Annotated in this window: 25 protein-coding genes; 17 read left to right on the top strand and 8 right to left on the bottom strand. The window is 70.2% G+C overall.

Annotation, left to right across the window (positions count from 1 at the left end):
• Window position 1 precedes the first annotated feature (1 nt).
• The 4 genes from AB0N78_RS02130 to AB0N78_RS02115 are packed head-to-tail and all read right to left on the bottom strand — an operon-like array spanning window position 2 to window position 4,028.
• Entirely contained in the window at window positions 2-799 is a 798-nt protein-coding gene (locus AB0N78_RS02130; protein WP_363385215.1) for an ABC transporter ATP-binding protein, read from the bottom strand.
• Window positions 799-1,659 (bottom strand): ABC transporter ATP-binding protein, encoded by an 861-nt coding sequence (locus AB0N78_RS02125; protein WP_363385212.1) that lies wholly within the window; start codon window positions 1,657-1,659, stop codon window positions 799-801. The genes AB0N78_RS02130 and AB0N78_RS02125 overlap by 1 nt, the downstream gene beginning before the upstream one ends.
• Window positions 1,649-2,635 carry a branched-chain amino acid ABC transporter permease gene (locus tag AB0N78_RS02120; RefSeq protein ID WP_363385209.1) on the bottom strand — a complete coding sequence of 329 codons (987 nt, stop codon included), beginning with the start codon at window positions 2,633-2,635 and terminating at the stop codon, window positions 1,649-1,651. The genes AB0N78_RS02125 and AB0N78_RS02120 overlap by 11 nt, the downstream gene beginning before the upstream one ends.
• Window positions 2,636-2,645: 10 nt before the next feature.
• Entirely contained in the window at window positions 2,646-4,028 is a 1,383-nt protein-coding gene (locus AB0N78_RS02115; protein WP_363385207.1) for a branched-chain amino acid ABC transporter permease, read from the bottom strand.
• Window positions 4,029-4,159: 131 nt separating this feature from the next.
• Here AB0N78_RS02115 and AB0N78_RS02110 point away from each other — a divergent pair, with 131 nt between their 5' ends.
• Complete coding sequence (locus tag AB0N78_RS02110; protein WP_363385204.1) at window positions 4,160-4,867, top strand: GNAT family N-acetyltransferase; 708 nt, start codon at window positions 4,160-4,162, stop codon at window positions 4,865-4,867.
• On the opposite strand, the gene AB0N78_RS02105 is transcribed toward AB0N78_RS02110, so the two are convergent.
• Window positions 4,777-5,178 carry a hotdog fold thioesterase gene (locus AB0N78_RS02105; RefSeq protein WP_363385202.1) on the bottom strand — a complete coding sequence of 134 codons (402 nt, stop codon included), beginning with the start codon at window positions 5,176-5,178 and terminating at the stop codon, window positions 4,777-4,779. The two genes, AB0N78_RS02110 and AB0N78_RS02105, sit on opposite strands and share 91 nt — an antisense overlap.
• On the opposite strand from AB0N78_RS02105, the gene polA reads away from it, so the two are divergent.
• Together polA and AB0N78_RS02095 are read left to right on the top strand one after the other, a co-directional pair.
• A complete protein-coding gene (gene polA / locus AB0N78_RS02100; protein WP_363385199.1) occupies window positions 5,177-7,897 on the top strand; it encodes a DNA polymerase I in 2,721 nt (906 codons plus the stop codon). The two genes, AB0N78_RS02105 and polA, sit on opposite strands and share 2 nt — an antisense overlap.
• Window positions 7,898-8,019: 122 nt before the next feature.
• A complete protein-coding gene (locus AB0N78_RS02095) occupies window positions 8,020-8,637 on the top strand; it encodes a hypothetical protein (protein ID WP_363385196.1) in 618 nt (205 codons plus the stop codon).
• A 7-nt stretch (window positions 8,638-8,644) separates the two neighbouring features.
• On the opposite strand, the gene AB0N78_RS02090 is transcribed toward AB0N78_RS02095, so the two are convergent.
• A complete protein-coding gene (locus tag AB0N78_RS02090) occupies window positions 8,645-9,538 on the bottom strand; it encodes a class I SAM-dependent methyltransferase (RefSeq protein WP_363386215.1) in 894 nt (297 codons plus the stop codon).
• A 154-nt stretch (window positions 9,539-9,692) separates the two neighbouring features.
• On the opposite strand from AB0N78_RS02090, the gene AB0N78_RS02085 reads away from it, so the two are divergent.
• The 9 genes from AB0N78_RS02085 (at window position 9,693) to AB0N78_RS02045 (ending at window position 19,725) form a co-directional block, all read left to right on the top strand.
• Complete coding sequence (locus AB0N78_RS02085; RefSeq protein WP_363385193.1) at window positions 9,693-10,718, top strand: ATP-dependent 6-phosphofructokinase; 1,026 nt, start codon at window positions 9,693-9,695, stop codon at window positions 10,716-10,718.
• Window positions 10,719-10,898: 180 nt separating this feature from the next.
• Window positions 10,899-12,404, top strand: a complete 1,506-nt coding sequence (gene rpsA, locus AB0N78_RS02080; RefSeq protein WP_363385190.1) for a 30S ribosomal protein S1 — start codon at window positions 10,899-10,901, stop codon at window positions 12,402-12,404.
• Between the two features lie 117 nt (window positions 12,405-12,521).
• On the top strand, window positions 12,522-14,405 hold the full coding sequence (locus AB0N78_RS02075; RefSeq protein ID WP_363385189.1) for an ABC transporter ATP-binding protein: 1,884 nt from the start codon (window positions 12,522-12,524) through the stop codon (window positions 14,403-14,405).
• Window positions 14,402-16,204 carry an ABC transporter ATP-binding protein gene (locus tag AB0N78_RS02070; protein ID WP_363385187.1) on the top strand — a complete coding sequence of 601 codons (1,803 nt, stop codon included), beginning with the start codon at window positions 14,402-14,404 and terminating at the stop codon, window positions 16,202-16,204. Before AB0N78_RS02075 ends, AB0N78_RS02070 begins: the two co-directional genes overlap by 4 nt.
• A gap of 23 nt (window positions 16,205-16,227) precedes the next feature.
• The gene (gene hisI, locus AB0N78_RS02065; RefSeq protein ID WP_363385184.1) at window positions 16,228-16,593 is read left to right on the top strand and encodes a phosphoribosyl-AMP cyclohydrolase; all 366 of its coding nucleotides are present in this window, start codon (window positions 16,228-16,230) and stop codon (window positions 16,591-16,593) included.
• Entirely contained in the window at window positions 16,590-18,134 is a 1,545-nt protein-coding gene (locus tag AB0N78_RS02060) for an anthranilate synthase component I (protein WP_363385181.1), read from the top strand. The genes hisI and AB0N78_RS02060 overlap by 4 nt, the downstream gene beginning before the upstream one ends.
• Complete coding sequence (locus tag AB0N78_RS02055) at window positions 18,131-18,709, top strand: Trp biosynthesis-associated membrane protein (RefSeq protein WP_363385179.1); 579 nt, start codon at window positions 18,131-18,133, stop codon at window positions 18,707-18,709. Before AB0N78_RS02060 ends, AB0N78_RS02055 begins: the two co-directional genes overlap by 4 nt.
• Window positions 18,710-18,811: 102 nt before the next feature.
• Complete coding sequence (locus tag AB0N78_RS02050; protein ID WP_363385176.1) at window positions 18,812-19,270, top strand: DUF4190 domain-containing protein; 459 nt, start codon at window positions 18,812-18,814, stop codon at window positions 19,268-19,270.
• Window positions 19,271-19,272: 2 nt separating this feature from the next.
• Window positions 19,273-19,725 (top strand): DUF2752 domain-containing protein, encoded by a 453-nt coding sequence (locus AB0N78_RS02045; RefSeq protein WP_363385173.1) that lies wholly within the window; start codon window positions 19,273-19,275, stop codon window positions 19,723-19,725.
• A gap of 10 nt (window positions 19,726-19,735) precedes the next feature.
• Here AB0N78_RS02045 and AB0N78_RS02040 read toward each other — a convergent pair whose 3' ends face one another.
• Window positions 19,736-19,933: a helix-turn-helix transcriptional regulator gene (locus AB0N78_RS02040; protein ID WP_363385171.1), complete on the bottom strand. Its 198-nt coding sequence runs from the start codon at window positions 19,931-19,933 to the stop codon at window positions 19,736-19,738.
• Window positions 19,934-19,936: 3 nt separating this feature from the next.
• On the bottom strand, window positions 19,937-20,413 hold the full coding sequence (locus tag AB0N78_RS02035) for a hypothetical protein (protein WP_363385168.1): 477 nt from the start codon (window positions 20,411-20,413) through the stop codon (window positions 19,937-19,939).
• A gap of 149 nt (window positions 20,414-20,562) precedes the next feature.
• Between AB0N78_RS02035 and AB0N78_RS02030 the strand changes: the two genes are divergently transcribed.
• The 5 genes from AB0N78_RS02030 to trpA all read left to right on the top strand — a co-directional run bounded on the left by AB0N78_RS02030 (window position 20,563) and on the right by trpA (window position 24,807).
• Complete coding sequence (locus tag AB0N78_RS02030) at window positions 20,563-21,438, top strand: DUF4190 domain-containing protein (protein ID WP_363385165.1); 876 nt, start codon at window positions 20,563-20,565, stop codon at window positions 21,436-21,438.
• Between the two features lie 69 nt (window positions 21,439-21,507).
• Window positions 21,508-21,804, top strand: a complete 297-nt coding sequence (locus tag AB0N78_RS02025; RefSeq protein ID WP_363385162.1) for an HGxxPAAW family protein — start codon at window positions 21,508-21,510, stop codon at window positions 21,802-21,804.
• A gap of 83 nt (window positions 21,805-21,887) precedes the next feature.
• Complete coding sequence (trpC, locus tag AB0N78_RS02020; RefSeq protein ID WP_363385159.1) at window positions 21,888-22,703, top strand: indole-3-glycerol phosphate synthase TrpC; 816 nt, start codon at window positions 21,888-21,890, stop codon at window positions 22,701-22,703.
• A 47-nt stretch (window positions 22,704-22,750) separates the two neighbouring features.
• The gene (gene trpB / locus AB0N78_RS02015; RefSeq protein ID WP_363385156.1) at window positions 22,751-24,025 is read left to right on the top strand and encodes a tryptophan synthase subunit beta; all 1,275 of its coding nucleotides are present in this window, start codon (window positions 22,751-22,753) and stop codon (window positions 24,023-24,025) included.
• Complete coding sequence (gene trpA / locus AB0N78_RS02010; protein WP_363385153.1) at window positions 24,022-24,807, top strand: tryptophan synthase subunit alpha; 786 nt, start codon at window positions 24,022-24,024, stop codon at window positions 24,805-24,807. The genes trpB and trpA overlap by 4 nt, the downstream gene beginning before the upstream one ends.
• The last annotated feature ends 35 nt before the right edge of the window (window positions 24,808-24,842 follow it).

The following is a 24,842-nucleotide window of genomic DNA, read 5'->3' as shown; positions in this document are numbered from 1 at the left end:
GTCAGTCGTCCTGCTCGGCGCGCTCCGCCGCGGCGGCCTCCACCTCGGTGGCCAGTGTGCCCAGGTACAGCTCGATCACCTGGGGGTCGTGCATCAGCTCCCGGCCCGGACCGGAGTAGGCATTCGACCCCTGGTCGAGCACATAGGCGCGGTCACAGATTTGCAGGCAGCGGCGTGCGTTCTGCTCCACGATCACCACGGACACCCCGGCCCGATTGATCTTCCGGGTGCGCAGGAAGGTCTCGTCCTGCCGCACCGGGGACAGTCCGGCGCTCGGTTCGTCCAGCAACAACACCTGCGGGTCCATCATCAGGGCCCGGGCCATCGCCACCATCTGCCGTTCCCCGCCGGACAGTGACCCGGCGCGTTGCCGTCGTCGTTCCCCGAGCACCGGGAACAGGTCCACGATGAACTCGAACCGGTCAGCAAACCGCTGGGGTGCCTGGAACAGCCCCATCTCCAGGTTCTCCTGGATAGTCAGGGACGGAAAGACGTTGTTGGTCTGCGGCACGAACCCCACCCCGCGGCGGACCAGCGCGTCGGCCCGCTGGTTCGTGATGTCCTGCCCGGACAGCACCACGCTGCCGGAACGGATCGTCACCAGCCCGAACAGCGCCTTGAGCAGGGTCGACTTGCCCGCCCCGTTCGGCCCGATGATCCCGACCAGCTCGCCGGGGTGCACCACCAGGTTGCAGTCGTTGAGGATGTTCACCCCGGGCAGGTAACCGGCGACCAGATCGGTGGCGGCCAACAGCGGCTCACCCTCCGGCGCGCCACGGTGCAGCAGTGCGGTGGTCATCAGTCCTCCAGCAGGGCGTCGTCGCCGAGGTCGGTGTCATGGTGCGCGCCCAAGTAGGCGTCGATCACGGCCTGGTCCGCCATCACGTGCTCCGGTCGGCCCTCCGCGACGATCCGGCCCTCGGCCATCACCACCACCCAGTCCGAGATGTGCCGGACCATGTGCATGTCGTGCTCGACGAACAGCACCGTGGTGCCCTCGTCCCGCAACGCTTGGATGTGCCCGAGCAGGGACTGGGTCAGCGCCGGATTCACCCCGGCCATTGGTTCGTCCAGCATCACCATGGTCGGACGGCTCATCAGGGCGCGGGCCATCTCCAACAGCTTGCGTTGCCCGCCGGACAGCGACCCGGCGTAGTCGTCGCGTTTGGTGTCCAGCGTGAACCGGGCCAGCAGCTCCTCGGCCTGTGCAGTGATCTCCCGCTCCCGGGCCGTCCACAGCGGCGGGACCAGCGCGGTGAGCAGGTTCTCCCCGGGCTGCTGCCGGGCACCGAGGCGCATGTTCTCGATCACGGTCATCCGGCTGAGCGCCTTGGTCAGTTGGAAGGTCCGCACCATGCCGGAGCGCGCCACCCGGGCCGCCGACATCCCGGACAGCGGTCGCCCGTCGAATGACCAGGTGCCGGTGGACGGCCGGTCGAATCCGGTCAGCAGGTTGAACAGCGTGGTCTTACCCGCGCCATTCGGGCCGATGAGTGCCGTGATCGCGCCGCGCTGCACCTCCAGGTGCTCGACATCGACGGCGGTCATGCCGCCGAAGTGCCGGGTCACCGCGTCGGCCACCACGATGGCATCCGGTTTGGGTACTCCGGGGGTCTGCGCCACGAACCTCAGGTCGGCGGTCACCAGATCAGCGGACATCGATCGCCAACTCCTTCTTGTCGCCGAGGATCCCTTGCGGTCGGAAGATCACCAGCAGCATCAGCGTCACGCCGACGATCACCCAGCCGAACTGCTCGATCTGTTCGGTGCGCATCACCGACTCCGGGACACCGACTCGCATCACCGACTTGATCGCCATCAGCGACACCCAGAACACGATGGAGCCCAGCACCGGCCCGAACACGGTGGCCGCCCCGCCGAGCAGCAGGATCGTCCACACGAAGAAGGTCATTGGCCGACCCATCGAATCGGGCTGCACGGCGCGGGGCAGGACGTAGATGATCCCGCCCAGCGCCCCGATCACGCCGCCGAGTACCAGGGCCTGCATCTTGTAGGAGTAGACGCTCTTGCCCAGGGACCGAACCGCGTCCTCATCCTCCCGAATGCCCTTGAGCACCCGGCCCCAGGGTGAGCGCATCAGCCGCCACACCAGCAGGCACACCAGACCCACCAACGCCCATCCGACCAGGCGCACCCACCACGAGTTGGACGCATTCACCGCGTACTCGAAGGGGCCGAGCGCCAGATTCCCGTCCGGGAACGGCGACGCCTCCTGGAAGGTGTGCTTGTAACTGTTGCCGCGCAGTCCGGAGGAGGCCCCGGTCAGCTCGGTCAATGCCGTCGACCGCCCGACCAGTCGCACAATCTCCGCCGCCGCGATGGTGACGATGGCCAGGTAGTCGCCGCGCAGCTTCAACGTCGGAATGCCCAACAGCAGGCCGAAGAGCGCGGCCGCGACCAGCGCGATCAGCACCGCCGCCCACAGTGGCCAGCCCGCGATGGTCGAGATCGCGAACCCATAGGCACCGACCAGCATGAATCCGGCCTGGCCCATGTTCAGCAGTCCGGTCAGCCCGAAGTGCACATTCAGTCCGATCGCGGCCAGCGCGTAGGCCGCGGTGGTCGGGGCGAAGATCTCCCCGGCGGTGTTCACCAGGATGCGTGTCCAGTCCATCGCGAAGCCCCTAACCGATCCGCTCGGCGCGACCGAGAATGCCCTGCGGCCGCAGCAGCAGGACGAGGATGAGAATGAGCAGCGCGCCGGCGTAGCGCATATCGCTCGGGATGATCAGATTCGACATCTCGACCACCAGGCCGATCACGATGGACCCCGCGAGCGCACCGAAGGCCTGACCCAGTCCGCCCAGGGTGACCGCCGCGAACATCAGCAGCAGCAGCGCCCCGCCCATGTTCCAGTTGGTGGCGTTCAGATACAGCCCCATCAGCACGCCGCCCAGCGCCGCCAACGCCGCGCCGAGCACCCAGACCAACCGGATGATCCGCTCCACCGTGATCCCCGAGGCCGATGCCAACGCCGGGTTGTCCGAGACCGCCCGGGTGGCCCGACCGATCCGGGTGCCCAGCAGGAAGTACGCCACCGCGCCGAGCACCGCCACCGCCAGCAGCAGTGACACCAGCGAGGTCACCGTCATCCGCACCGGACCGAGCGTCAGCATCGTCGGGTTGGTGGTGACGATCCGCAGCTGCCCCCCGCCCAAGAAGAACTGGTAGGTGTACTGCAACGCCATCGACAGGCCGATGGTGACGATCATCTGCTGCGTGGTGCCGACCCGTCGCCGCCGCAGCTGGTGCCAGAGCCCGGTGTCCTGCACCCAGCCGGAGGCAGCCCCGATCAGCACCGCGATCACCCCCGAGACCACCAGCGGCAGGTGCAACAGCTGACATCCGACGTAGGCGGCGATCGCACCGAGGGTGACCTGCTCACCGTGTGCGAAGTTGCTCAGCCCGGTGGTGCCGTAGATCAGCGACAGCCCCACCGAGGCGAGCGCGAGCAGCAGCCCGAAGACGACCCCGTTCACCGACTGCTGCGCCACTCGCGACCACGTGAAGGACCCACTGGTGCTGGACCCCACCGGCGCACCGACCTCGGCGGTCGCCTGATCCTCGGGTGCGGCACTCGGCTCCGGGGCACTGGCTGTTGGCGGGCCCAGCGGGAACAGTGCCCCCGTCGAGGAGCTCAGCGCCACGGTGACCGTCCGGGGGTTGGCCTCCGGATCGCGCAGCTGCTCACCCGACGGGAGGGTGTCGACGTCCAGGGTCACCGTGTACTGACCGGCCTTGGTGACCGCGGCGGACCAACGACCCTGTGCGTCGGTGCTGGTCGACACCGTCCCACCCGGCCCGGTCACTTCCAGCGCCACCCCCGCGGCCGGTGCCCGATCGGCGGTGGAGATCGTCCCGTTCACACAGCCGGTGGCCGCATCCGGCACACAGACTCCGGTGGCGCTGGCCTGCGCCCGGGGACCGGACAGCAGCAGGACGACGACGGCGAGGACGAGCAACGACAGTGCTGAGACGATGCGGGGCACGGTGGCGGCTGTGCGCACCTGGTCCTCCGTCCGGTCGGGTCTGGGAACCCGGCAGACGCTAGGGACGGAGTGTGTCGACGGCGTTTCCGTCGTGTTGTGGACGATGAGTTTCTTGCCTGACTAGGCAGGAGCGGTCGATCCTTGCCATGATGCCGGGGCACTACGCAGAGGAACGCTTCGAGGAGGTCGCTGCAGCCGTGCGCTCATCAGCCGTTGTCCGCTCCATCCGTCCGGAGGATGCGGATCAGGTGGTCGACCTGTGTCTGGCCGCCCGCAAGGAGTCCATGCTGGGTTCCCAGCTGTGCACGGACGACCCCGAACGCCTGCGGCACCAGGTTGGTGCGATGACCGCCGAGCCCGGCGCATTGGCCCTGGTCGGTGAACTCGACGGTCGGGTGCACGGACTGATCCTGGCGCGGGTGGTCGGCCCGAGTCTGTTCACCGACGAGGTCTCGGTGGGCATCGAGGCGGTGTACGTCGGGGAGTCCGCCCGGCGGCGGGGGATCGGGCACGCGCTGCTTGCGGGGGTCGCCGAGCAGGCCGAGCAGGTCGGCGCGGTGGAGATCTTCGCGGTGCCACTGCCCGGTGCCCGCGGCGTGCTGCGCTTCCTGTCCCGGCTGGGCTTCGCACCGGCGGCCGCACACCGGGTGGTCAGCGTGGAGACCCTGCAACGCCGGCTGAGCACCGAGTCCGGTCCTCAGCGCTCACGGGGGATCGATGACCTGGTCGCCCGGCGTCGTGCCGCCCGGGCCACCCGCTCGGAGGGTCAGCTCTCCGGCTTGGCCTCGATCAGCATGCAGGTCAGCCGGGCGGTGCACACCCGTCGGCCCCGCGGGTCCTCGACCACCACCTCATAGGACGCCAACGTCCGGCCACGGTGCAGGGCGGTGGCGGTGCCGATGACCTCGCCGTCGACGGCCGACCGGTGATGGGTGACGTTCAACTCGATCCCCACCGCCTGACGACCGAACTCGGCGGCGTGCACATTCGCGGCATAGGACCCGAGCGTCTCCGCCAGTGCCGCACTCGCCCCGCCGTGCAGCAGACCGAAGGGCTGGGTGTTACCGGAGACCGGCATCCTGCCGACCGCGCTGTCGGCGTCCACTCGGTCCAAGGTCATCCCCATCCGGGTCATGAGCGTGCCGTCGGGGAAGATGCTGTCGGTCATGGCGGATAGGTTGTCACCCGTGACTGCTGCGACGCGACCGCGACTGCTCCTGGTGGACGGCCACTCGATGGCCTACCGCGCCTACTTCGCCCTCCCGGTGGAGAACTTCGCCACCGTGACCGGGCAGCCGACCAATGCGGTCTTCGGCTTCGCGTCCATGCTGGCCAACCTGCTGCGCGATGAGGAGCCCACCCATGTGGCGGTGGCCTTCGACCTGGGCCGCGTCACCTTCCGCACCGAGCGCTACCCCGAGTACAAGGCCACCCGCGACGCCTCGCCGGAGCCGTTCCGCGGCCAGGTCGACGTGATCCGGCAGCTGCTCGGCACGATGAACATCCCGGTGCTGACCAAGCCGGACTACGAGGCTGATGACATCCTGGCCACCCTGTCCCGGCAGGGCGCGCACGCCGGGATGGAGGTGCTGGTCTGCACCGGTGACCGCGACGCGTTGCAGGTGGTGAACGAGGACGTCACCGTGCTTTACCCGGTGCGCGGCGTCTCCGAGCTGGCCCGGATGACCCCGGAGGCGGTGGAGGCCAAGTACGGCGTGCCCCCGCACCGCTACCCGGATATCGCGGCGCTGGTCGGTGAGTCCTCGGACAACCTGCCCGGCGTGCCCGGCGTCGGCCCCAAGACCGCCGCCAAGTGGGTCACCGCCTATGACGGTCTGGACGGGGTGGTCGCACACGCCGGGGAGATCAAGGGCAAGGCGGGGGAGTCGCTGCGCGCGCACCTCGATCAGGTGGTGCTCAACCGGGAGCTGAACCGCTTGGTCGACGACCTGGAGCTGCCGCTGGACCCCGAGGACCTGGTCCGGCGTCCCTGGGACCGCCCCGCGGTGCTGGAGCTACTGGAGGAGTTGGAGTTCCGCGGGCAGCTCCGCGAGCGGCTGCTGGCGGTGGCCCCCGGCGACGACGGTGGACCCAGCGGGCCGGTGGACGAGCCGCTGAGCGTGGACGGTCCGGAGCTGGTCACCCCGGCTGACGGGGGCCTAGCCGAGTGGCTGAGCGCCCACGCAGGTCAGCGCACCGGCGTCGATGTCCAGGGCTCGGCCACGCCCTCCGGTGGGGACGCCTGGGGGATCGCCCTGTCCGCCGGGGGCCAGGCGGTGGCCTACGACCTGTTGCGGATCGACCCTGCCGACGAGTCCGCGCTGAGCACCTGGTTGGCCGACCCGGAGCAGCCCAAAGTGGTGCACGCCGCCAAGGAGGCCTGGCACGCACTGACCGGTCGGGGACTCACGCTGTCCGGTGTGGTCTTCGACACCGAGCTGGGTGCCTACCTCTGCCAGCCGGAGCGGCGCGGCTACGACCTGGCCGACCTGGCGATGAGCTACCTGCACCGCGAGCTGACCCCCACGGAGTCCACCGAGGCACAGGGTGCGCTCGACCTCGGCCTGGACGGCAACGAGGAGCACGAACGCGGTGCGATCCGGGCCGCCGCAGTGCTCGACCTCGCCGACGTGTTGGCCGACCAACTGGCCGACCGGGGTGCCGAGCACCTGCTGGCCGACGTGGAGCTCCCGTTGGAGAAGGTGCTCGCCGGGATGGAGCACGTCGGCATCGCCGTCGACACCGACTACCTGAGTGAGCTGGAGCAGCAGTACGACGCCGTGGTGCAGCGCGCCGCCGCCGAGGCCTACGACGCCATCGGCCGCGAGGTGAACCTGGGTTCGCCCAAGCAGCTGCAGGAGGTGCTCTTCGACCAGCTGAACATGCCCAAGACCAAGAAGACCAAGACCGGGTACACCACCGACGCCGCCGCCCTGGCCGACCTGTTCACCAAGACCCAGCACCCGTTCCTGGCCGCGCTGCTCGCGCACCGGGACGCGATCAAACTCCGCCAGACCGTCGAGGGTCTGCTGCGCTCGGTGGCACCGGACGGGCGGATCCACACCACCTTCCAGCAGACCATCGCCGCCACCGGCCGGTTGTCCTCCACCGATCCGAACCTGCAGAACATCCCGATCCGCACCGACGCCGGTCGGCAGATCCGCCGGGCGTTCGTGGTCGGCGAGGGCTACGAGACCCTGATGACCGCCGACTACTCCCAGATCGAGATGCGGATCATGGCGCATCTGTCCGGTGACGAGGGTCTGATCGAGGCCTTCCGCGGCGGGGAAGACTTGCACAACTACGTCGGCTCCCGGGTGTTCAACGTGCCCACCGACCAGGTCTCCAGCGCCCAGCGCTCCAAGATCAAGGCGATGAGCTACGGGCTGGCCTACGGGCTGTCGTCCTTCGGACTGTCCCAGCAACTCAACATCGCCGTCGGTGAGGCAGCCGCGCTGATGGAGGACTACTTCCACCGGTTCGGCGGTGTCCGCGACTACCTCGGCACCGTCGCACAGGAGGCCCGCGGGGTCGGCTACACCGCTACCATCCTCGGCCGCCGCCGGTACCTGCCCGACCTGACCAGCGACAACCGGATTCGGCGTGAGTCCGCCGAGCGGATGGCCCTGAACGCCCCGATCCAGGGCTCCGCCGCGGACATCATCAAGCTGGCCATGCTCGGGGTGCAGCGCGAGCTCACCGCCCAGGGATTGACCAGCCGGATGCTGCTCCAGGTCCATGACGAGCTCGTGCTCGAGGTCGCGGCCGGGGAGCAGGAGGCCGTCGAGGCGCTGCTCCGCGAGCAGATGGGGGCCGCCTACCAGCTGGACGTTCCGCTGGATGTGTCGGTCGGCGTCGGTACGTCCTGGCACGAGGCCGGCCACTGACCGCTCACCCAACACGCCGGTAGGGTTGGCAGTCGATTCCCCGGAAGCCGCGCCGGGCCGAGCAGGTGAGGTGTGGCGTGGTGCGGCTGGCGGATGCGGTGGTGCGGGGAACCCTGCACCGGGTGAGGCGCGGCCGGGAGGAGTTCCGGGTGGCGCGGATCCCGTTGACGGGGCGGCTCGTGGAACGCCAGTCGTGCGACTCTGACCTGGTCGGCGGCTTCGGAGCCGATGCGGCACGACGACTGGCCGTCGGCTGGGCGTTGGCGGCCCGGTCGCGGCAAACCCTGGTGTACTTCCCGATCGCGCCCGAGGTCACACGGGACGGACGCCTGCGCAATCCGTTGCCGGAGGGGCGATCGGACGCGCCGAACGTCGACCTGCTGCTGGTGCCCCGGGGTCGACTCCGACCGAGCCGCTGGCCAGAGATCCGCTCGCGCCTCGGGCCGGGCACGCCGACCACCATCGACCTGCCCGAGGACGCCTTCCAGGTCACCGAGGAGGCGTCCGAGCGTGCTGATCGGCTGTCGGCCACCCGCCACGCCCGGACGCTGATCGTCACCGGGACCGGAGCGGCCTTCGCGGACTCCCTCGGCCCGCTGACCACCCTCGCCGAGGACCTACCCGCTGCCGCGGCCCGACACCCGGAGCAATTCCACGTGTCCGAACTGGTCCTCGATCGTGCGGTGGGCCAGGGCCTGTTCCTCTATCTCGCCCCGCACGGCGGAGTGCTCGCCTCCTGACCGCCGGTCAGCCGGGCCGATGTGTGACCAGGATCGCCGTCCCGGGGAGGCGTTCACCGCGCACCCGGCTCCAGCCACCCCAGGTGCGGTCGTGCCCCTCGGGCCACTCCGGCTCGACCAGGCGGTCCACCACGAACCCCGCACCCACCAGCTCGCCGATGTGGTCGCCCAGCGTGCGGTGGTACTCGGCGTAGAGCACCCTGCCGGCCGCATCGAGCTCCACATACGGTCTCCGGTCGAAGTACGACCGATCCGCGGTCAGTCCGCGCTCGGAGGGGTCGTCCGGGAACGCCCACCGGATGGGGTGGGTCACCGAGCACACCCACCGCCCACCGGGCCGCAGCACCCGGAATGCCTCGGCATGCACCCGCTCCGCATCCGGCACGAAGGGGATCGCCCCGTAGGCGGTGAACACGGTGTCGAAGCTGCCGTCCGGGAAGGGCAGGGCGCGGGCATCGGCCTGCACGAGCGGAACCGGGCTCGACACGGCAGCCGAGGCTGGGGTGACACCGTCGCCACCACCACCACCGGCACCGACACGGCCAGCACCACCGCGCGCCACGCCGATCCGTGCCGCGTCGGCCCGTGCCGCGTCGATCCGCGCCGCCGCTGCCAGCATCGCCCCGGACACATCCGTCGCCACCACCTGCGCGCCTTGCCCGACCAACCACCGCGCGCACTGCGCCGCCCCCGAGCCGACCTCCAACACCCGTCGCCCGCGCACCGGCCCCAGCAACTGTGCCTCGGCCTCGCGCAGCCCTTCCGGGCACCAGCAGAAGTCGTCGTCGCCGAGGAACGTCCCGTGCTCGTCCAGGTACTCGTCGGCGTTCGCGTCCCACCACAGTCGACCGGCCCCGGTGGCGGCGGAGGCGGGCACATCGCGGTACCCGGCATCGGCCATCGGCCCGGGCTGTTCGGCATTCACTCGGATGACGGTAGAGGACGGCGCGCCGCACGACCTTCGACCCACCGCGGCCCTGCTCAGCCCGGATAGCCTGGTCGTGCTCGCGCGCTGCTGCGCGGGCTTCCCCCGAATCGATGAAGGAGACCTCAGCGTGCGAGTCGGACTGCTCACCGGTGGCGGCGATGTCCCGGGCCTGAACGCCGCGATCCGCGCCGTGGTCAAGCGCGGGGAGGGGGAGTACGGCCACTCCATCATCGGCTTCCGCAACGGCTGGCGCGGTGTGGTCGATGGCGACATCGTCCCGCTGACCCGCAGCCACATCCGCAATGTCCTTCCGGTCGGCGGCACCCTGCTGGGCACTGCCCGGTTCCACCCGCACTCGGCGGACGGCGGGATCGACGCGGTGATGTCCACCCTGGAGGCGGAGCGGATCGAGGCGCTGATCTGCATCGGTGGTGACGGCACTCTGCACGCGGCCTCCAAGGTCGCCGAGGCCGGGGTCAAGATCGTCGCGATCCCCAAGACCATCGACAATGACGTGTGGGGCACCGACCGCTCGATCGGCTTCGACACCGCGGTGGAGATCGCCACCGAGGCGCTGGACCGCGTGCACACCACCGCTGAGTCGCACAACCGGGTGATGATCGTCGAGGTGATGGGCCGTTCCGCCGGGTGGATCGCGGTCACCGCCGGGATCGCCGGTGGCGCGGAGCTGGTGCTGGCACCGGAGGAGCCCTTCGACATCGAGAAGATCGTCAAGTTCCTCAAGCACCGCCACCGCGCGCACGCCAACTTCTCCATCGTGGTCGTTGCCGAGGGCGCGGTCCCGGCTGAGGGCACCTCGATGTCCTACGAGGCCCCGGTCGGCAAGTTCGGGGAGATCGTGGCCGGTGCCATCGGCGAGCGGGTGAAGTACGAGATCGAGCAGCGCACCGGATTCGACACCCGGGTGACCGTGCTCGGTCACGTGCAGCGTGGTGGATCGCCGGTGCCGGCCGACCGGATCCTGGGCAGCCGGTTCGGAGTGGCGGCCATCGACGCGATCAGCCGGGGCGAGACCAACGTGATGACCGCCCTGCGCGGCGAGAACGTGGTGCTGGTCCCGCTGAGCGAGATCGCCGGCAAGGTCAAGCACGTGCCGCAGGACTTGCTGGATGTGGCGAAGGCGCTGGCCTGATCGCATCCGCTTTGACCCGTTGTCAAACTGGCCGGTAGGCTGGTCGGCGGTGTCGCGTGCCCGCGCGGGTGAAACTGCGTGGCGAGCCGCACCAGTGAGATCCCGGACCCCCGCCACCTGGCGGATCGGCCCGTTTCCTGTCCGCACAACGTATCTGTCCGCATCGGAGCCCACCCCTACATGAGCATCTCCACCCCCGCCAAGTCCGGCACCCCGCAGGTCGCGGTCAACGACATCGGCTCCGCCGAGGACTTCCTCGCCGCCGTCGACGCCACCATCAAGTACTTCAACGATGGCGACATCGTCGAGGGCACGATCGTGAAGGTCGACCGCGATGAGGTCCTGCTGGACATCGGCTACAAGACCGAGGGCGTCATCCCGTCCCGGGAGCTGTCGATCAAGCACGACGTCGACCCCGGTGAGGTCGTCCAGGTCGGCGACGAGGTCGAGGCCCTCGTTCTCCAGAAGGAGGACAAGGAGGGTCGTCTGATCCTGTCCAAGAAGCGCGCCCAGTACGAGCGCGCCTGGGGCACGATCGAGAAGATCAAGGAGGAGGACGGCGTCGTCACCGGCACCGTCATCGAGGTCGTCAAGGGCGGCCTCATCCTCGACATCGGCCTGCGCGGCTTCCTGCCCGCCTCGCTGGTGGAGATGCGCCGTGTCCGCGACCTCGCGCCCTACGTGGGCAAGGAGATCGAGGCGAAGATCATCGAGCTGGACAAGAACCGCAACAACGTGGTCCTGTCCCGCCGTGCCTGGCTCGAGCAGACCCAGTCCGAGGTCCGCTCCACCTTCCTGCAGACCCTGCAGAAGGGCCAGGTCCGCCCCGGTGTCGTGTCCTCCATCGTCAACTTCGGTGCCTTCGTGGACCTGGGTGGCGTCGACGGTCTGGTGCACGTCTCCGAGCTGTCCTGGAAGCACATCGACCACCCCTCCGAGGTCGTCGAGGTCGGCCAGGAGGTCACGGTCGAGGTCCTGGACGTCGACTTCGACCGCGAGCGGGTCTCGCTGTCGCTGAAGGCGACCCAGGAGGACCCGTGGCAGGCCTTCGCCCGGACCCACGCCATCGGCCAGGTCGTCCCGGGCAAGGTCACCAAGCTCGTTCCGTTCGGTGCGTTCGTGCGCGTCGAGGACGGCATCGAGGGTCTGGTGCACATCTCCGAGCTGGCTGTCCGCCACGTGGAGGTCCCGGAGCAGGTCGTGCAGGTCGGCGACGACGTCTTCGTCAAGGTCATCGACATCGACCTGGACCGCCGTCGGATCTCGCTGTCGCTGAAGCAGGCGAACGAGGGCTTCGACCCGACCTCCGAGGACTTCGACCCGGCCCTGTACGGGATGGCGGCGGAGTACGACGAGGAGGGGAACTACAAGTACCCCGAGGGCTTCGACCCGACCACCAACGAGTGGCTCGAGGGCTTCGACGCGCAGCGTGAGACCTGGGAGGCGCAGTACGCCGAGGCGCACGCTCGCTGGGAGGCGCACCGCAAGCAGGTGCTCGACGCGACCAAGGCTGACGCCGAGGCCGCCGCGGGTGAGGTCGCTGGTTCGTCCTCGTCGAGCTCCTCCAGCTCGGCGTCGTCCTCCAGCAGCTCCTCCTACTCCTCGGCTCCGGCCCAGGAGGCCACCGGTACCCTCGCCTCCGACGAGGCGCTGGCCGCTCTGCGGGAGAAGCTGACCGGTAACTGATCCGGTTCGCATCACGGTCCGAGGGGCCGGTCACCTGCGGGTGGCCGGCCCCTCGGCCTGTCTGCGGTGCATGAGAAGATCCTGAGCAGTCCCTGTATCAGCCAGAGAGGCCTCGACGTGCCCCCGCGCTCCACTCCGCGCCGCCCCGCCACCCTGACCGGATCGGTCACCCGTCGCTCCGCCTTGCTGCTCGGTCGGGGGATCGCCTCGCAGCCGGGTACCTATGTGCTGGCGATCGGGACCTCGGCCGCCTTCGGTGCGTTCACCGTGTTGGTGAGCCGGGTGCTGGGCTGGGCCACCGACACGGTGGTGGTGCCCGCGTTGGACGGTGATGCGGTCGCGCGCGGTCGGATCTGGTGGGCAGGTGGTGCGCTGGCTCTGGTCGCGCTGAGTCTGGCGCTGTCGGTGGCCGGTCGACGGGTGTTCGCCGGGATGGGTGTCTCGGACCAGCAAGCGATGTGGCGCCGCGGGGTCACTCGGCAGTACCTGGCACTGCCGATGTCCTGGCACCGCCGCCACCCCACCGGTCAGCTGCTGTCCAACGCCTCCTCCGATGTGGAGGCGGCGACCAACGTCTTCAACCCGCTGCCCTTCGCGCTGGGCGTGGTGGTGATGATCGGCGTGGCGGCGGTCGCGCTGTTCACCACCGACCCCTACCTGGCGGTGGCGGCGTTGATCGTGCTGCCGTTGGCCGTGATCGCCAATGTGATCTTCCAGCGGCGGATGTCCCCGGCGGTGACCCGGGCGCAGGAGCTGCGGGCCGAGGTCGCGGATATCGCGCACGAGTCCTTCGAGGCCGCCCTGCTGGTCAAGTCCCTGGGCACCGAGGACCGTGAGGAGCATCGGTTCGCCGAACGCGCCGACACACTGCGCGCAGCGAATGTGCGGGTGGGCGTGGTCCGGGCGTACTTCGACCCGGTGATCGACATGCTGCCCAGCCTCGGATCGGTGCTGGTGCTGGTAGTCGGTGTGTGGCGGGCGAGCATCGGCGCGGTCAACACCGGTGACATCGTCTCGGCCGCGTACCTGCTGACCCTGATGGCAGTGCCGGTGCGGGCTTTCGGCTGGGTGCTGGGGGATCTGCCCCGCGCCCTGGTCGGACAGGAGCGACTGGCACGCGTGGTCGACGCCGAGGGTGAGCTGCCCCCGGGCTCCGCACCCCTGACTCGGACCGAGCGTGGCGCGACGCTGCGGATGACCGGGGTCGGTGTGCGGGTGCCCGGACCGGTCGGACCCGTGTCGATCCTGCGGGATGTCGACGTGGCGGTGGAGCCCGGCACGGTGGTCGCAGTGGTCGGCTCCACGGGCGCGGGTAAGACGACCCTGGTGTCGTTGGTGCCCCGGCTATCCGACCCGACGACCGGGCGGATCGAGGTGGACGGCACCGATGTGCGGGAGCTGGACATCGACGACCTGACCGCACAGGTGGTGCTGGTCGGGCAGCAGACCTTCATCTTCGAGGACACGGTGCGTGGCAATGTCACGCTGGCCGATCCGGGTGAAGCCGGTGCGCCGAGCGATGACGAGGTGTGGGACGCGCTGCGCCTGGCCCGGGTGGACGACGTGATCCGTGAGCTGCCCGGTGGTCTGGACGCGCCGCTGGGGGAGCGTGGCTCCAACCTGTCCGGTGGGCAGCGGCAGCGGTTGGCCATCGCTCGGGCGCTGGTCCGTCGTCCCCGGTTGTTGATCCTCGACGACGCCACCAGTGCCGTCGACCCGCGGGTGGAACGGGACATCCTCACCGGTCTGCGCGACCACACCGGCGGCACTGGACCCACGGTGTTGCTGGTGGCATACCGGATGAGTTCGGTCGCCCTCGCCGATGAGGTGCTGCACCTGGAGTCCGGCCGGGTGGTGGATCAGGGCACGCACGGGGAACTCCTGGAACGTGACCCGGGCTACCGAGCGTTGGCCACCGCCTACGAGCAGGAATCGCAGCGCCGGGCGCAGGCCCGCGCCGATGCCATGGACGACGAGGCGATGACCGGAGGACAGCGATGAGCGCCCCGGAGCGCAGCCATACCCTGGGTGACACCGAGCAGCTCGGGGTCTTCGGCACCCTGCGCCGCGGTGTGCAGGTCTCACCCCAGCTGGTGCGCGGCATCGGCCTGACCCTGCTGCTCGCCGTGCTGGCCGCCGGGGGCAAGGTAGTGGTGCCGATCGCGGTGCAGCAGACCATCGACACCGGGATTCTTGCCGACGGTGGCCCGGATGTGCAGCGGGTGCTCCTGCTCGCCACTGGTGCCGTGGTCGCGCTGGTGCTCGGTGGACTGTGCTCGGCGGCGGTGAACATCCGACTGTTCAAAGCCTCCGAGGCGGGCCTGGCCGAACTGCGCGTGCGGGCCTTCCGCCATGTGCACGACCTGTCGGTGCTGACCCAGAACACCGAGCGGCGCGGCTCCCTGGTGTCCCGGGTGACCAGCGATGTCGACACCATCTCCCTGTTCGTGCAGTGGGGCGGGATCATGCTGGTGGTCTCCGTCCTGCAGGTCGGGGTGGCGACCGTGTTGATGGCGGTCTACTCCTGGCAGCTCGCGCTCCTGGTCTGGGCCTGCTTCCTGCCGTTGGCCATCGCCCTGCATCCGCTGCAAAAGCGGGTCAACCGGGCGTACACCCGCGTGCGGGAGCGGGTCGGTGCGATGCTGGGCGCGGTCTCCGAGGCAGTGGTCGGCGCGGAGACCATCCGGGCTTACGGCGTGCAGCGCCGGACCCAGCGCACGGTGGACGCCCGGATCGGGGACACCCGCAACGCCCAGGTCCGGGCGCAGAACACCGTCTCGCTGGTGTTCTCCTCTGGTGTCCTGGTCGCGAACCTGGTGCTCGCCGCCGTCGTGGTGGTCGGGACGTTCTTGGGGATCGGTGGCGGGCTGACCGTCGGCAAGCTGCTGGCCTTCCTGTTCCTGGTCCAGCTGTTCACCGGTCCGGTGCAGCAGGCCACCGAGGTGCTGAACGAGTTGCAGAACGCGGTCGCCGGGTGGCGCCGGGTGCTGAGCATCATCGACACCCCGGTGCAGGTGGCCGACCCCGGTCCGTCCGGGGTGTCCTCACCACGCGGACCGGCGCAGGTGCAGTTGGACGGCGTGCGCTTCGCCTACCCCGGTGGTCCGACGGTGCTGCACGAGGTCGACCTGGCACTCCCGGCCGGGCGCTCGGTGGCCGTGGTCGGGGCGACCGGCTCCGGCAAGACCACCATTGCCAAGCTCGTCACCCGGTTGATGGACCCGGTCGACGGCGCAGTGCGATTGGACGGGGTGGACCTGCGGCAGATCCGCACCGAGGACCTGCGTCGCCGCGTGGTGATGGTGCCGCAGGAGGGCTTCCTCTTCGATGCCACGCTGGCGGAGAACCTGGCCTACGGGCTGCGGGACGACGACACCCCGGATGACGCGACGCTGTTGGCCGCCCTGGGCGAGCTCGGCCTGGACGACTGGGTGCGTGACCTGCCCTCCGGGCTGCACACCCCGGTCGGTCAGCGCGGCGAGTCGATGTCCGCGGGGGAGCGGCAGCTGGTGGCCCTCGCCCGGGCGTACCTGGCCGACGCCGACCTGCTGGTGCTGGACGAGGCGACCTCCGCCGTCGATCCCGCCACCGAGGTGCGGATCGCCCGCGCGCTGGACTCGCTGACCTCCGGGCGCTCGACGATCACCATCGCGCACCGCCTGTCCACCGCCGAGGCCGCCGACCTGGTGGTGGTGGTCGACGCCGGGCGGGTGGTGGAGTTCGGACCGCATGACGACCTGGTCGCCGCCGACGGGGTGTACGCCTCGATGCACGCCGCCTGGGTCGCACAGACCCGCTGACCGGGCATGGAAAGATCAGCGCTATGACCGACACTCTCGACCCGACGATCGCCGCGCGCCTCACGCGTGACGAGAACGGACTGGTCGCCGCCGTCATCCAGCAGCACGACACCGGTGAGGTGCTGATGCTCGGCTGGATGGACGACGAGGCCCTGCGCCGCACCCTGACCGGCGGCCGCGTGGTGTTCTGGAGCCGGTCACGGCAGGAGTACTGGCGCAAGGGCGACACCTCCGGACACGCCCAGTACGTGAAGTCGGTGCAGCTCGACTGCGACGGCGATGCCCTGCTGGTGCGGGTCGACCAGGTCGGCGCGGCTTGCCACACCGGTGCCCGCACCTGCTTCGAGGCGGGCGGCGACCTGGGTGCCACGATCGGGGAGCGGGCATGAACCCGGTGCAGGTGCCCTGGGGGCAGACCTGGCCGACGGTCGAGGACTTCCGGGAGCTGGCCACCGCACGGCGGGTGATTCCGGTGGTCCGGCGTCTGCTCGCCGACGACACCACCCCGGTGGGCTTGTACCGCACCCTGGCGCAGGGACGGCGGGGCACCTTCATCCTGGAATCGGCGGAGCAGGACGGCACCTGGTCGCACTGGAGCTTTGTCGGGGTGCGCTCCCGGGCCACCCTCACCGTGCGTGACGGGCGGGCCACCTGGCTGGGCGATGTGCCCGCCGGGGTACCGACCGAGGGCGACGTCCTCGACGTGCTCGACCGCACCCTGGAGGAGCTGCGCACCCCGGAGATCCCCGGACTGCCGCCGTTGACCGGGGGACTGGTCGGCGCGTTGGGCTGGGACATCGTCCGACACTGGGAGCCGACGCTGCCCGCGCAAGCACCGGAGGAGCTGGACGTCCCGGAGCTCTCGCTGTGTCTGGCCAGCGACCTGGCGGTGACTGACCACCGGGACGGGTCGGTCTGGCTCGTGGCCAATGCGATCAACTTCGACGGCACCGATCAGCGCGTCGACCAGGCTTACGCCGACGCGGTGGCCCGGCTCGACGCCATGGAGCGCCAGCTGCTGACCAGTGCGGCCCCGGCGGTGGCCGTGCTGGACCCGCAGGCCGACACCCCGGAGCTGGAATTCCGGACCAGCCGACCGGACTTCGAGGACGCGGTGCGCGCCGGACAGGTCGCGATCCGGGACGGTGAGGTCTTCCAGGTCGTCATCTCTCAGCGCCTGGACCTGGACTGCCCGGCCGACCCGCTGGACGTCTACCGGGTGCTGCGCACGATCAACCCCAGCCCGTACATGTACTACCTGCAGTTGCAGGACGCGCAGGGCCGGGACTTCGCCGTGGTCGGTTCGAGCCCGGAGACGCTGGTCAAGGTCGCCGACCGCCAGGTCACCACCTTCCCGATCGCCGGGTCCCGTCCGCGCGGTGCCACCCCGGAGGAGGACCGGCGCCTGCACGACGAGCTGCTGGTCGACCCCAAGGAACGCGCCGAGCACCTGATGCTGGTCGATCTGTCCCGCAACGACCTGGTCAAGGTATGTGCCCCCGCCTCAGTGGAGGTGGCGGAGTTCATGCAGGTGCACCGTTACAGCCACATCATGCACATCTGCTCCACCGTCACCGGGCAGCTACGTGAGGGGGCCACGGCGTTGCAGACTCTCACCGCCACGTTCCCGGCCGGGACGCTCTCCGGCGCACCCAAGCCCCGGGCCATCGCGCTGATCGACCAGATCGAGCCCGCACGTCGCGGGATCTACGGTGGAACCGTCGGCTACTTCGACTTCGCCGGGAACATGGACATGGCCATCGCGATCCGGACCGCGTTGATCCGGGACGGTCGGGCCAGTGTGCAGGCCGGGGGCGGGATCGTCGCCGACTCGGTGCCGGCGCTGGAGTACGAGGAGTCGCGGAATAAGGCGGCTGCTGCGGTGCGGGCGGTGCAGATCGCCGCGCGGCTGCGGCCGGTGGCGCGATGAACCTGAGCCGGCGTGGTCCCTGGGTGCTGGTGCTCCTGGTGCTGGCCGGACTGTGCGGTGCGGTGACGCTGCCCACGTGGATCACCGCCACCGCCACCGGTCCGGTGGTCGGCACCGTCGGGGTGCGGGTCGCCGGGTCTGCCGCTGCCCCCGGGGTGATCGGCGCATCGCTGGTGTTGGCCGCCGCGGCGCTGGCCCTCGGCCTGGTCGGTCGGGTCGGGCGCTGGGTGGTCTCCGTCGTTATCGCCGCAGGCGGTGTCGTGGTGCTGGTGGGTGCGCTGACCGCCCGGGCGGGCGCGCAGGACCGGGCGGAGCAGGCGGCCGCCGACCTGACCGGCGTCGGCGTGCTGGACGGTGACATCTCGGTCGCACCCTGGCCGTGGGCCGCCGCCGGGCTGGGGGTGCTGGTGATCGTGGCCGCGGTGCTCCTGCTGCGTGTCTCGGCGCACTGGGCGGCACCCTCCGCCCGACACGAGCGCGCCGGTGCCCCGTCGACCGCTGCGGGGACCGAGCCTCCGGCCGATGACGAGCGGGCGACGTGGGACGCGCTCGGCCGGGGGGACGACCCGACCTGATCGGGCCGGTGCGCATCCGGTGTTCCCGCTGTGCCGCTTCGGCGGTGACCGCTAGCCTGGTCGGCAGCCGCATCCCCTGATCACGCACCCTCAAGGAGATCCATGTCGACCCCGAGCCAGCCGCAGGATCCTTACCAGCCCTCCGAGGGCAGCACCGGCGATTCCGGTACCCCGCAGTACGGCCAGACGCCGTCCTACGGTCAGCCCCCGGCGTACGGGCAGACCCCGCAGTACGGTGCGCCGCAGGACCCGGCTGGTGGCTACCCCAGCTACCCGTCTGCCCAGCCTTACGCGCAGACCCCGATGTACGGCTACCCCAAGAACACCCTGGGCGTCTGGTCGCTGGTGCTGGGCATCGTCGGACTGGTGCTGTGCGGCTTCGTGACGGGTACCCCCGCGGTGATCCTCGGAAACAACGCCAAGAAGGCGGTCGCCCGGGGTGAGGCGAATAACGGCGGAATGGCGACTGCTGGTCAGGTGCTCGGGTGGATCTCGATCGCGTGGGGCGTGATCGGCATCATCGTGCTCGCCACCGGCAACTACTCCTGGTCGATCAACTGAGCGTGACCACGCCCGGTCGCCAGCAACGGGCCGAGACTCCTGTGGGGGTCTCGGCCCGTCTGCGTGCGGCCCGCACCCCGCTCCTCGCAGCCGGTGTGGTCGCGGCGGCATCGGTGGCCCTGGTGCTGCGTGATCCGCACCAGACCGGGTCATGGGGTGCCTGTCCGCTGTTCCTAATCACCGGCACGTACTGCCCGGCCTGCGGTGCGCTGCGCGCCACCCACGACCTGCTGACCTTCGACCTGGCGGGCGCCTGGGCGATGAACCCGCTGTGGGTGCTGCTGGCCCCGGTGGTCGTGGTGCTGTGGGCGCGGTGGGCCTGGCTGCGCAGTCAGGGGCGCAGCGCGGCGCTGCACATCCGGGACCGCTGGTACATCGTCGCCCTGGTGCTGTTCCTGCTCTACGGCGTGGCACGCAATGTTCCCGCCTGGTCCGCGCTGGCCCCGCCGCTGTGACGGCGACGGCCTACGCGGACGCGTCGGTGAAAATCTCCTCGATTCGACGCTCGAACACGCGGGCCAGGGCGAAGGCCAGCGGCAGCGACGGGTCGAATCGGCCGCGTTCGATCGAGATGACGGTCTGACGGGAGACGCCGAGCTCCTCGGCTAGACGTTGCTGGGACCAGCCGCGCTCCCGGCGTAGGTCGGGGATGGTGTTTTGCATCGCTTAACCCTGCCGACGCTGGATCAGGTAGCGCACCGCGAAGGAGCCCATGCCGACCGCGAGGACCGCGCACAGGGTGGCGGTGGTGGCGAGCTTGACCTGAGTCATCGCGACGACGCCGAGCCCGATGCCGGAAGCGATGAGCAGGTCGGTGAACGCCCCACTGGCCGCCGACCGGTACCAGGCGGACTCGACCGTCTCGTCGGGCCGTGCGGCGGTGCCGCGCAGTGTGCTGCGGTCGACAAGCAGCACCCACACGAGTCCGAAGATCGGCCATACCGTGGCCGCTGCGATGATGCTGCCGCCGAGGAGGGGCCGTGGCCCCACCAGGTTCCACGCGGCACTGGCGGCACCGATCCCCGCGGCGAGGAGGACGGCCACCGGCAGTGCCGTCCAGAAGGCGGGCGCGCCCCCGTTGGCACCGCGGGTCCGTCCCCATCGGGTGCGCTGGGTCGGTGTGGAGCTGCTGTCGATGGACATGGTGCCATCCCTTCTGTAAAGCGTGCTTGACGTAAAGCAGACTGTACATATTCTGGCCGGGTGCCGCAACGCTCCCGCTGACCTGCACAAAGAGATCCGCCCGGCTGGCTAGAGTGACGTTGACCTGCCAGGCCACTGCGAGGAGCAGCATGTCCACCCCCACCGATCCACCGAGCCCTTACGGACCGGCAGGGACACCCCGCGCGGACGACCCCGCGGTGGATCACGCCCCGGCTGCTGAGCAGGACGAATTCGGCTCCCCGGAGGGTTCGCAGGGTGACCGCGTGGCACCGGGGCAGCCCGCCCCTCAGGCACCTGAGGCCGCCCCGGGCCCCTGGTCCGTCGCACCGACTGCTGGTGAGTCGTCCCCGGTCGACCCCTATGCCGCCGCTGCGGGCCCGCACGCAGTCGACCCCTATGCCACCGGCATCGGGCAGTACCCGGGTGGCCCCGCTGCCGATCCGTACGCCACCGACCCCTACGCCGCTCCGTACTCGAGCAGTGCCGACGGGTCGATCCCCGGCTCGTTGGCCACCCCGTACGACCCGTACTCCCCGGCCCCCGCACAGCCGGCTTTCCCCGGCGACCCCTACGCCCCCGGCTCATCGCCCTACGCGGGGTCGTATGCCTCACCGGTCGGTCCGCAGCCCTATGGAGCCGGATCTGGCTACCCGTATCCGGCCGGGCAGCCATCGATGCCTCCGACCTACGGCGCGCCTGCCCACGGCCAGCCGCCGGTGCCCGGGTATCTGCCGGTCTACGCCCCGGTGGTGACCTACCCGAAGAACTCCCTGGGCGTGTGGTCCTTGGTCCTCGGTCTGGTCGGCGTGGTGCTGTTCTGGGCGTTGTGCCCCGGCTTAGCTGCGGTCGGCGCTGTCATCACCGGGCACCTGTCCCGCTCGGCGGCTCGGCGTGGGGAGGCGAACAACGGCGGCATGGCGCTGGCGGGCGTAATCCTGGGCTATGTCGGCATCGGGCTGTGGGTGCTGCTGTTCCTCGCCAGCTTCCTGCCGAGCATGTACTGACGGTCACCGTCGGTTAGGGTTGACGACATTCCGTCAGAAAGGTCCAGGGAAGACATGGTCGGTCAGCCGGTGCGTACTGAGAGCCCCCGGGGTGGCGTCGCCGCCACGGTGCAGGGTCCGCGGATGGAGGCACTGCGTCTGCCGCCGGTGGCCCCGCCGACCAATCACGGGCGCACCGTCGCAGCGTGGACCGTGACCTGGGTGGTTGTGCTCGGGTTCCTGGTCGCCGGTCTGGCGATGATGTTCTCCCAGGTCTGGTTGTTCTGGGTCGGGATGGGTGCCGCAGTGGTGGGCGTGATCGCTGGTGTGCTGCTGCGTGCCGCCGGTTTCGGTCAGGGCGGGAAGCGCACCTCCGACCACCACTGACCTGCTCACCTGGTGGGCGGATGCACGGGCCACCCATCCGGCGGCCCTACGATGGCTAGGCCGCCGAAGTGGGGAGACGTCCGATGGCAACTGTTCTCGATGACATCGTGGCCGGGGTCCGTGAGGACTTGGCCGTGCGCCAGGCTGCGACCTCGCTGGACGAGTTGAAGGAGCGCGCCGCGCACCTGCCCGGGGCGGTGGACTGTGTCTCCCGATTGCGGTTGGAGGACGCGGTGACCGTGATCGCCGAGGTCAAACGGTCCAGCCCGAGCAAGGGCGCACTGGCCACCATCACCGACCCGGCAGCTCTGGCCGCCGAGTACGAGAAGGGCGGCGCCACCGCCATCTCCGTGCTCACCGAACAGCGCCGGTTCAAGGGCACGCTGGCCGACCTGGACTCGGTGCGTGCCACAGTCGACATCCCGGTGCTGCGCAAGGACTTCATCGTCACGCCCTATCAGGTGTGGGAGGCGCGGGCGCACGGTGCGGACCTGGTGCTGCTGATCGTCGCCGCGCTGGAGCAGACCGTCCTGACCTCGCTGATCGAGCGGGTGCATTCCCTGGGCATGACCGCCCTGGTCGAGGTGCACGACACCGAGGAGGTGCTGCGCGCGGTGGACGCCGGTGCCCGGGTGGTCGGCGTGAACGCCCGCAACCTCAAGACGCTCGAGGTGGACCGCAACACCTTCAACCAGGTCGCCCCCTCGATCCCCAGCGACATTGTCCGGATCGCTGAGTCCGGGGTGCGTGGCCCGCACGACGTCATGGACTACGCCCGGGCCGGTGCCGATGCGGTGCTGGTCGGCGAGGCGCTGGTCACCGATGACGCCCCCCGGCAGTCGGTGGCGGATCTGGTGGCCGCCGGTGCGCACCCGTCGTTGCGTGCCGTTCGTCAGTGAGACCTGAGAGGAACCCCGTGCCTGACGCAGCTCCCGGTCGTCCGCCTGTGACCCGTACCCCGGCCACTGGCCCGCTCGCCGAGCACCAGGGGCCCTACTTCGGTGAGTTCGGCGGCCGATTCGTGCCCGAGGCGTTGATCGCCGCACTGGACGAGCTGGAGGACGCCTTCGCGAAGGCCAAGGCGGACCCGGAGTTCGCCGCGGAGCTGAACCGCCTGCACCGCACCTACACCGGTCGGCCCAGCCCGCTGACCGAGGTGCCGCGGTTCGCTGAGCACGTCGGTGCCGGGGTGCGGGTCTTCCTCAAGCGCGAGGATCTCAACCACACCGGCTCGCACAAGATCAACAACGTGCTCGGGCAGGCCCTGCTGGTCAAGCGCATGGGCAAGACCCGGGTGATCGCGGAGACCGGTGCCGGACAGCACGGAGTGGCCACCGCCACCGCCGCGGCGCTGCTCGGACTGGACTGCACCGTGTACATGGGGGCGGTCGACGCCGAGCGCCAGGCGCTGAATGTCGCGCGGATGCGGCTGCTGGGTGCCGAGGTCATTCCGGTCGAGATCGGCACCCGCACCCTGAAGGACGCGATCAACGAGGCGCTGCGGGACTGGGTGGCCAACGTCGACAGCACGCACTACCTGCTGGGCACCGCCACCGGCCCGCACCCGTTCCCGAGCCTGGTGCGCGACCTGCACTCGATCATCGGTGAGGAGGCCCGCGCGCAGCTGGCCGCGGAGATCGGGCGGCTGCCGGATGCCGTGGTGGCCTGTGTGGGTGGCGGGTCGAATGCCATCGGCCTCTTCAACGCGTTCCTGGACGAGCCCTCGGTCCGACTGTTCGGATTCGAGGCCGGTGGCGCGGGCATCTCTTCCGGGCGGCACGCGGCACGGTTCTCCGGCGGGTTCCCGGGCGTACTGCAGGGCACCAAGTCGTATCTGTTGCAGGACGACGACGGCCAGACCCTGCCCAGCCACTCGGTCTCGGCCGGACTGGACTACCCGAGCGTCGGCCCGGAGCACGCCTGGCTGCATGACACCGGCCGCGCGCACTACCTGCCGATCACCGATGACCAGGCGATGGACGCGTTCCGAACTCTGTGCCACACCGAGGGCATCATCCCGGCCATCGAGTCCTCGCACGCCTTGGCCGGGGCGATCACGCTCGGTGCCGAGGCCGCGGGCTGGCGCGAGGACGGCGAGCCTCCGGTGATCCTGATCAACCTGTCCGGCCGTGGTGACAAGGACGTGGCCACCGCAGCCGCCTGGTTCGGTCTGGTGGAGGACAAGCCGGTGGTTGACGCCGATGAGGGAGAGCAGCTGTGAACGTGCGGGTCGCCGCCACGCTGGACCGGGTGAAGGACGAGGGCCGGGCGGCGCTGATCGGCTACCTGCCGCTGGGGTACCCGGATGTCGCCGGATCGGTGGCCGCCGCGACGACCCTGATCGACAACGGCGTCGACGTGATCGAGATCGGCCTGCCGTACTCCGACCCGGTGATGGACGGGCCGACCATCCAGCACGCCGTCGACCGGTCGCTGGCCCAGGGCACCCGGGTGCGCGACGTGTTCGCTGCGGTGGAGCAGATCGCGGCCACCGGTGCGCCCACGCTGGTGATGACCTACTGGAACCCGGTGCTGCGCTACGGCGTGGACGCCTTCGCCCGTGACCTGGCGCAGGCCGGGGGAGCCGGGCTGATCACCCCGGACCTGATCCCGGACGAGGGAGCCGACTGGATCGCCGCGTCCACCGCACACGACGTGGACCGGGTGTTCCTGGTCGCGCCGTCCTCGACCCCGGAGCGGTTGGCGATGACCGCGGCGGCCTGTGACGGGTTCGTCTACGCCGCGTCCACCATGGGCATCACGGGGGAGCGGACCAGTGTCGGGGCGCAGGCCGAGCGGTTGGTGCGCGACACGCGTGCGGCCGGTGGTGCCCGGGTCTGTGTCGGTCTCGGGGTGTCCCGACCGGAGCAGGCCGCGGATATCGCGCGGTATGCCGATGGGGTGATCGTCGGTTCGGCCTTCGTCCGAGCGCTGGACGACGGCTTGGCGGAGCTGGGCGCTGTGGCCGCGGGGCTGGCCGAGGGTGTGCGCTCGGCACGCTGATGCCGGACTGTGACCTGATCGGGGCCGATGCGGCT

The sequence above is a fragment of the Cellulomonas sp. NPDC089187 genome, from assembly GCF_040685135.1.
GTDB lineage: Bacteria > Actinomycetota > Actinomycetes > Actinomycetales > Cellulomonadaceae > Cellulomonas.
This window is presented reverse-complemented; position numbering and strand designations above follow the sequence as displayed.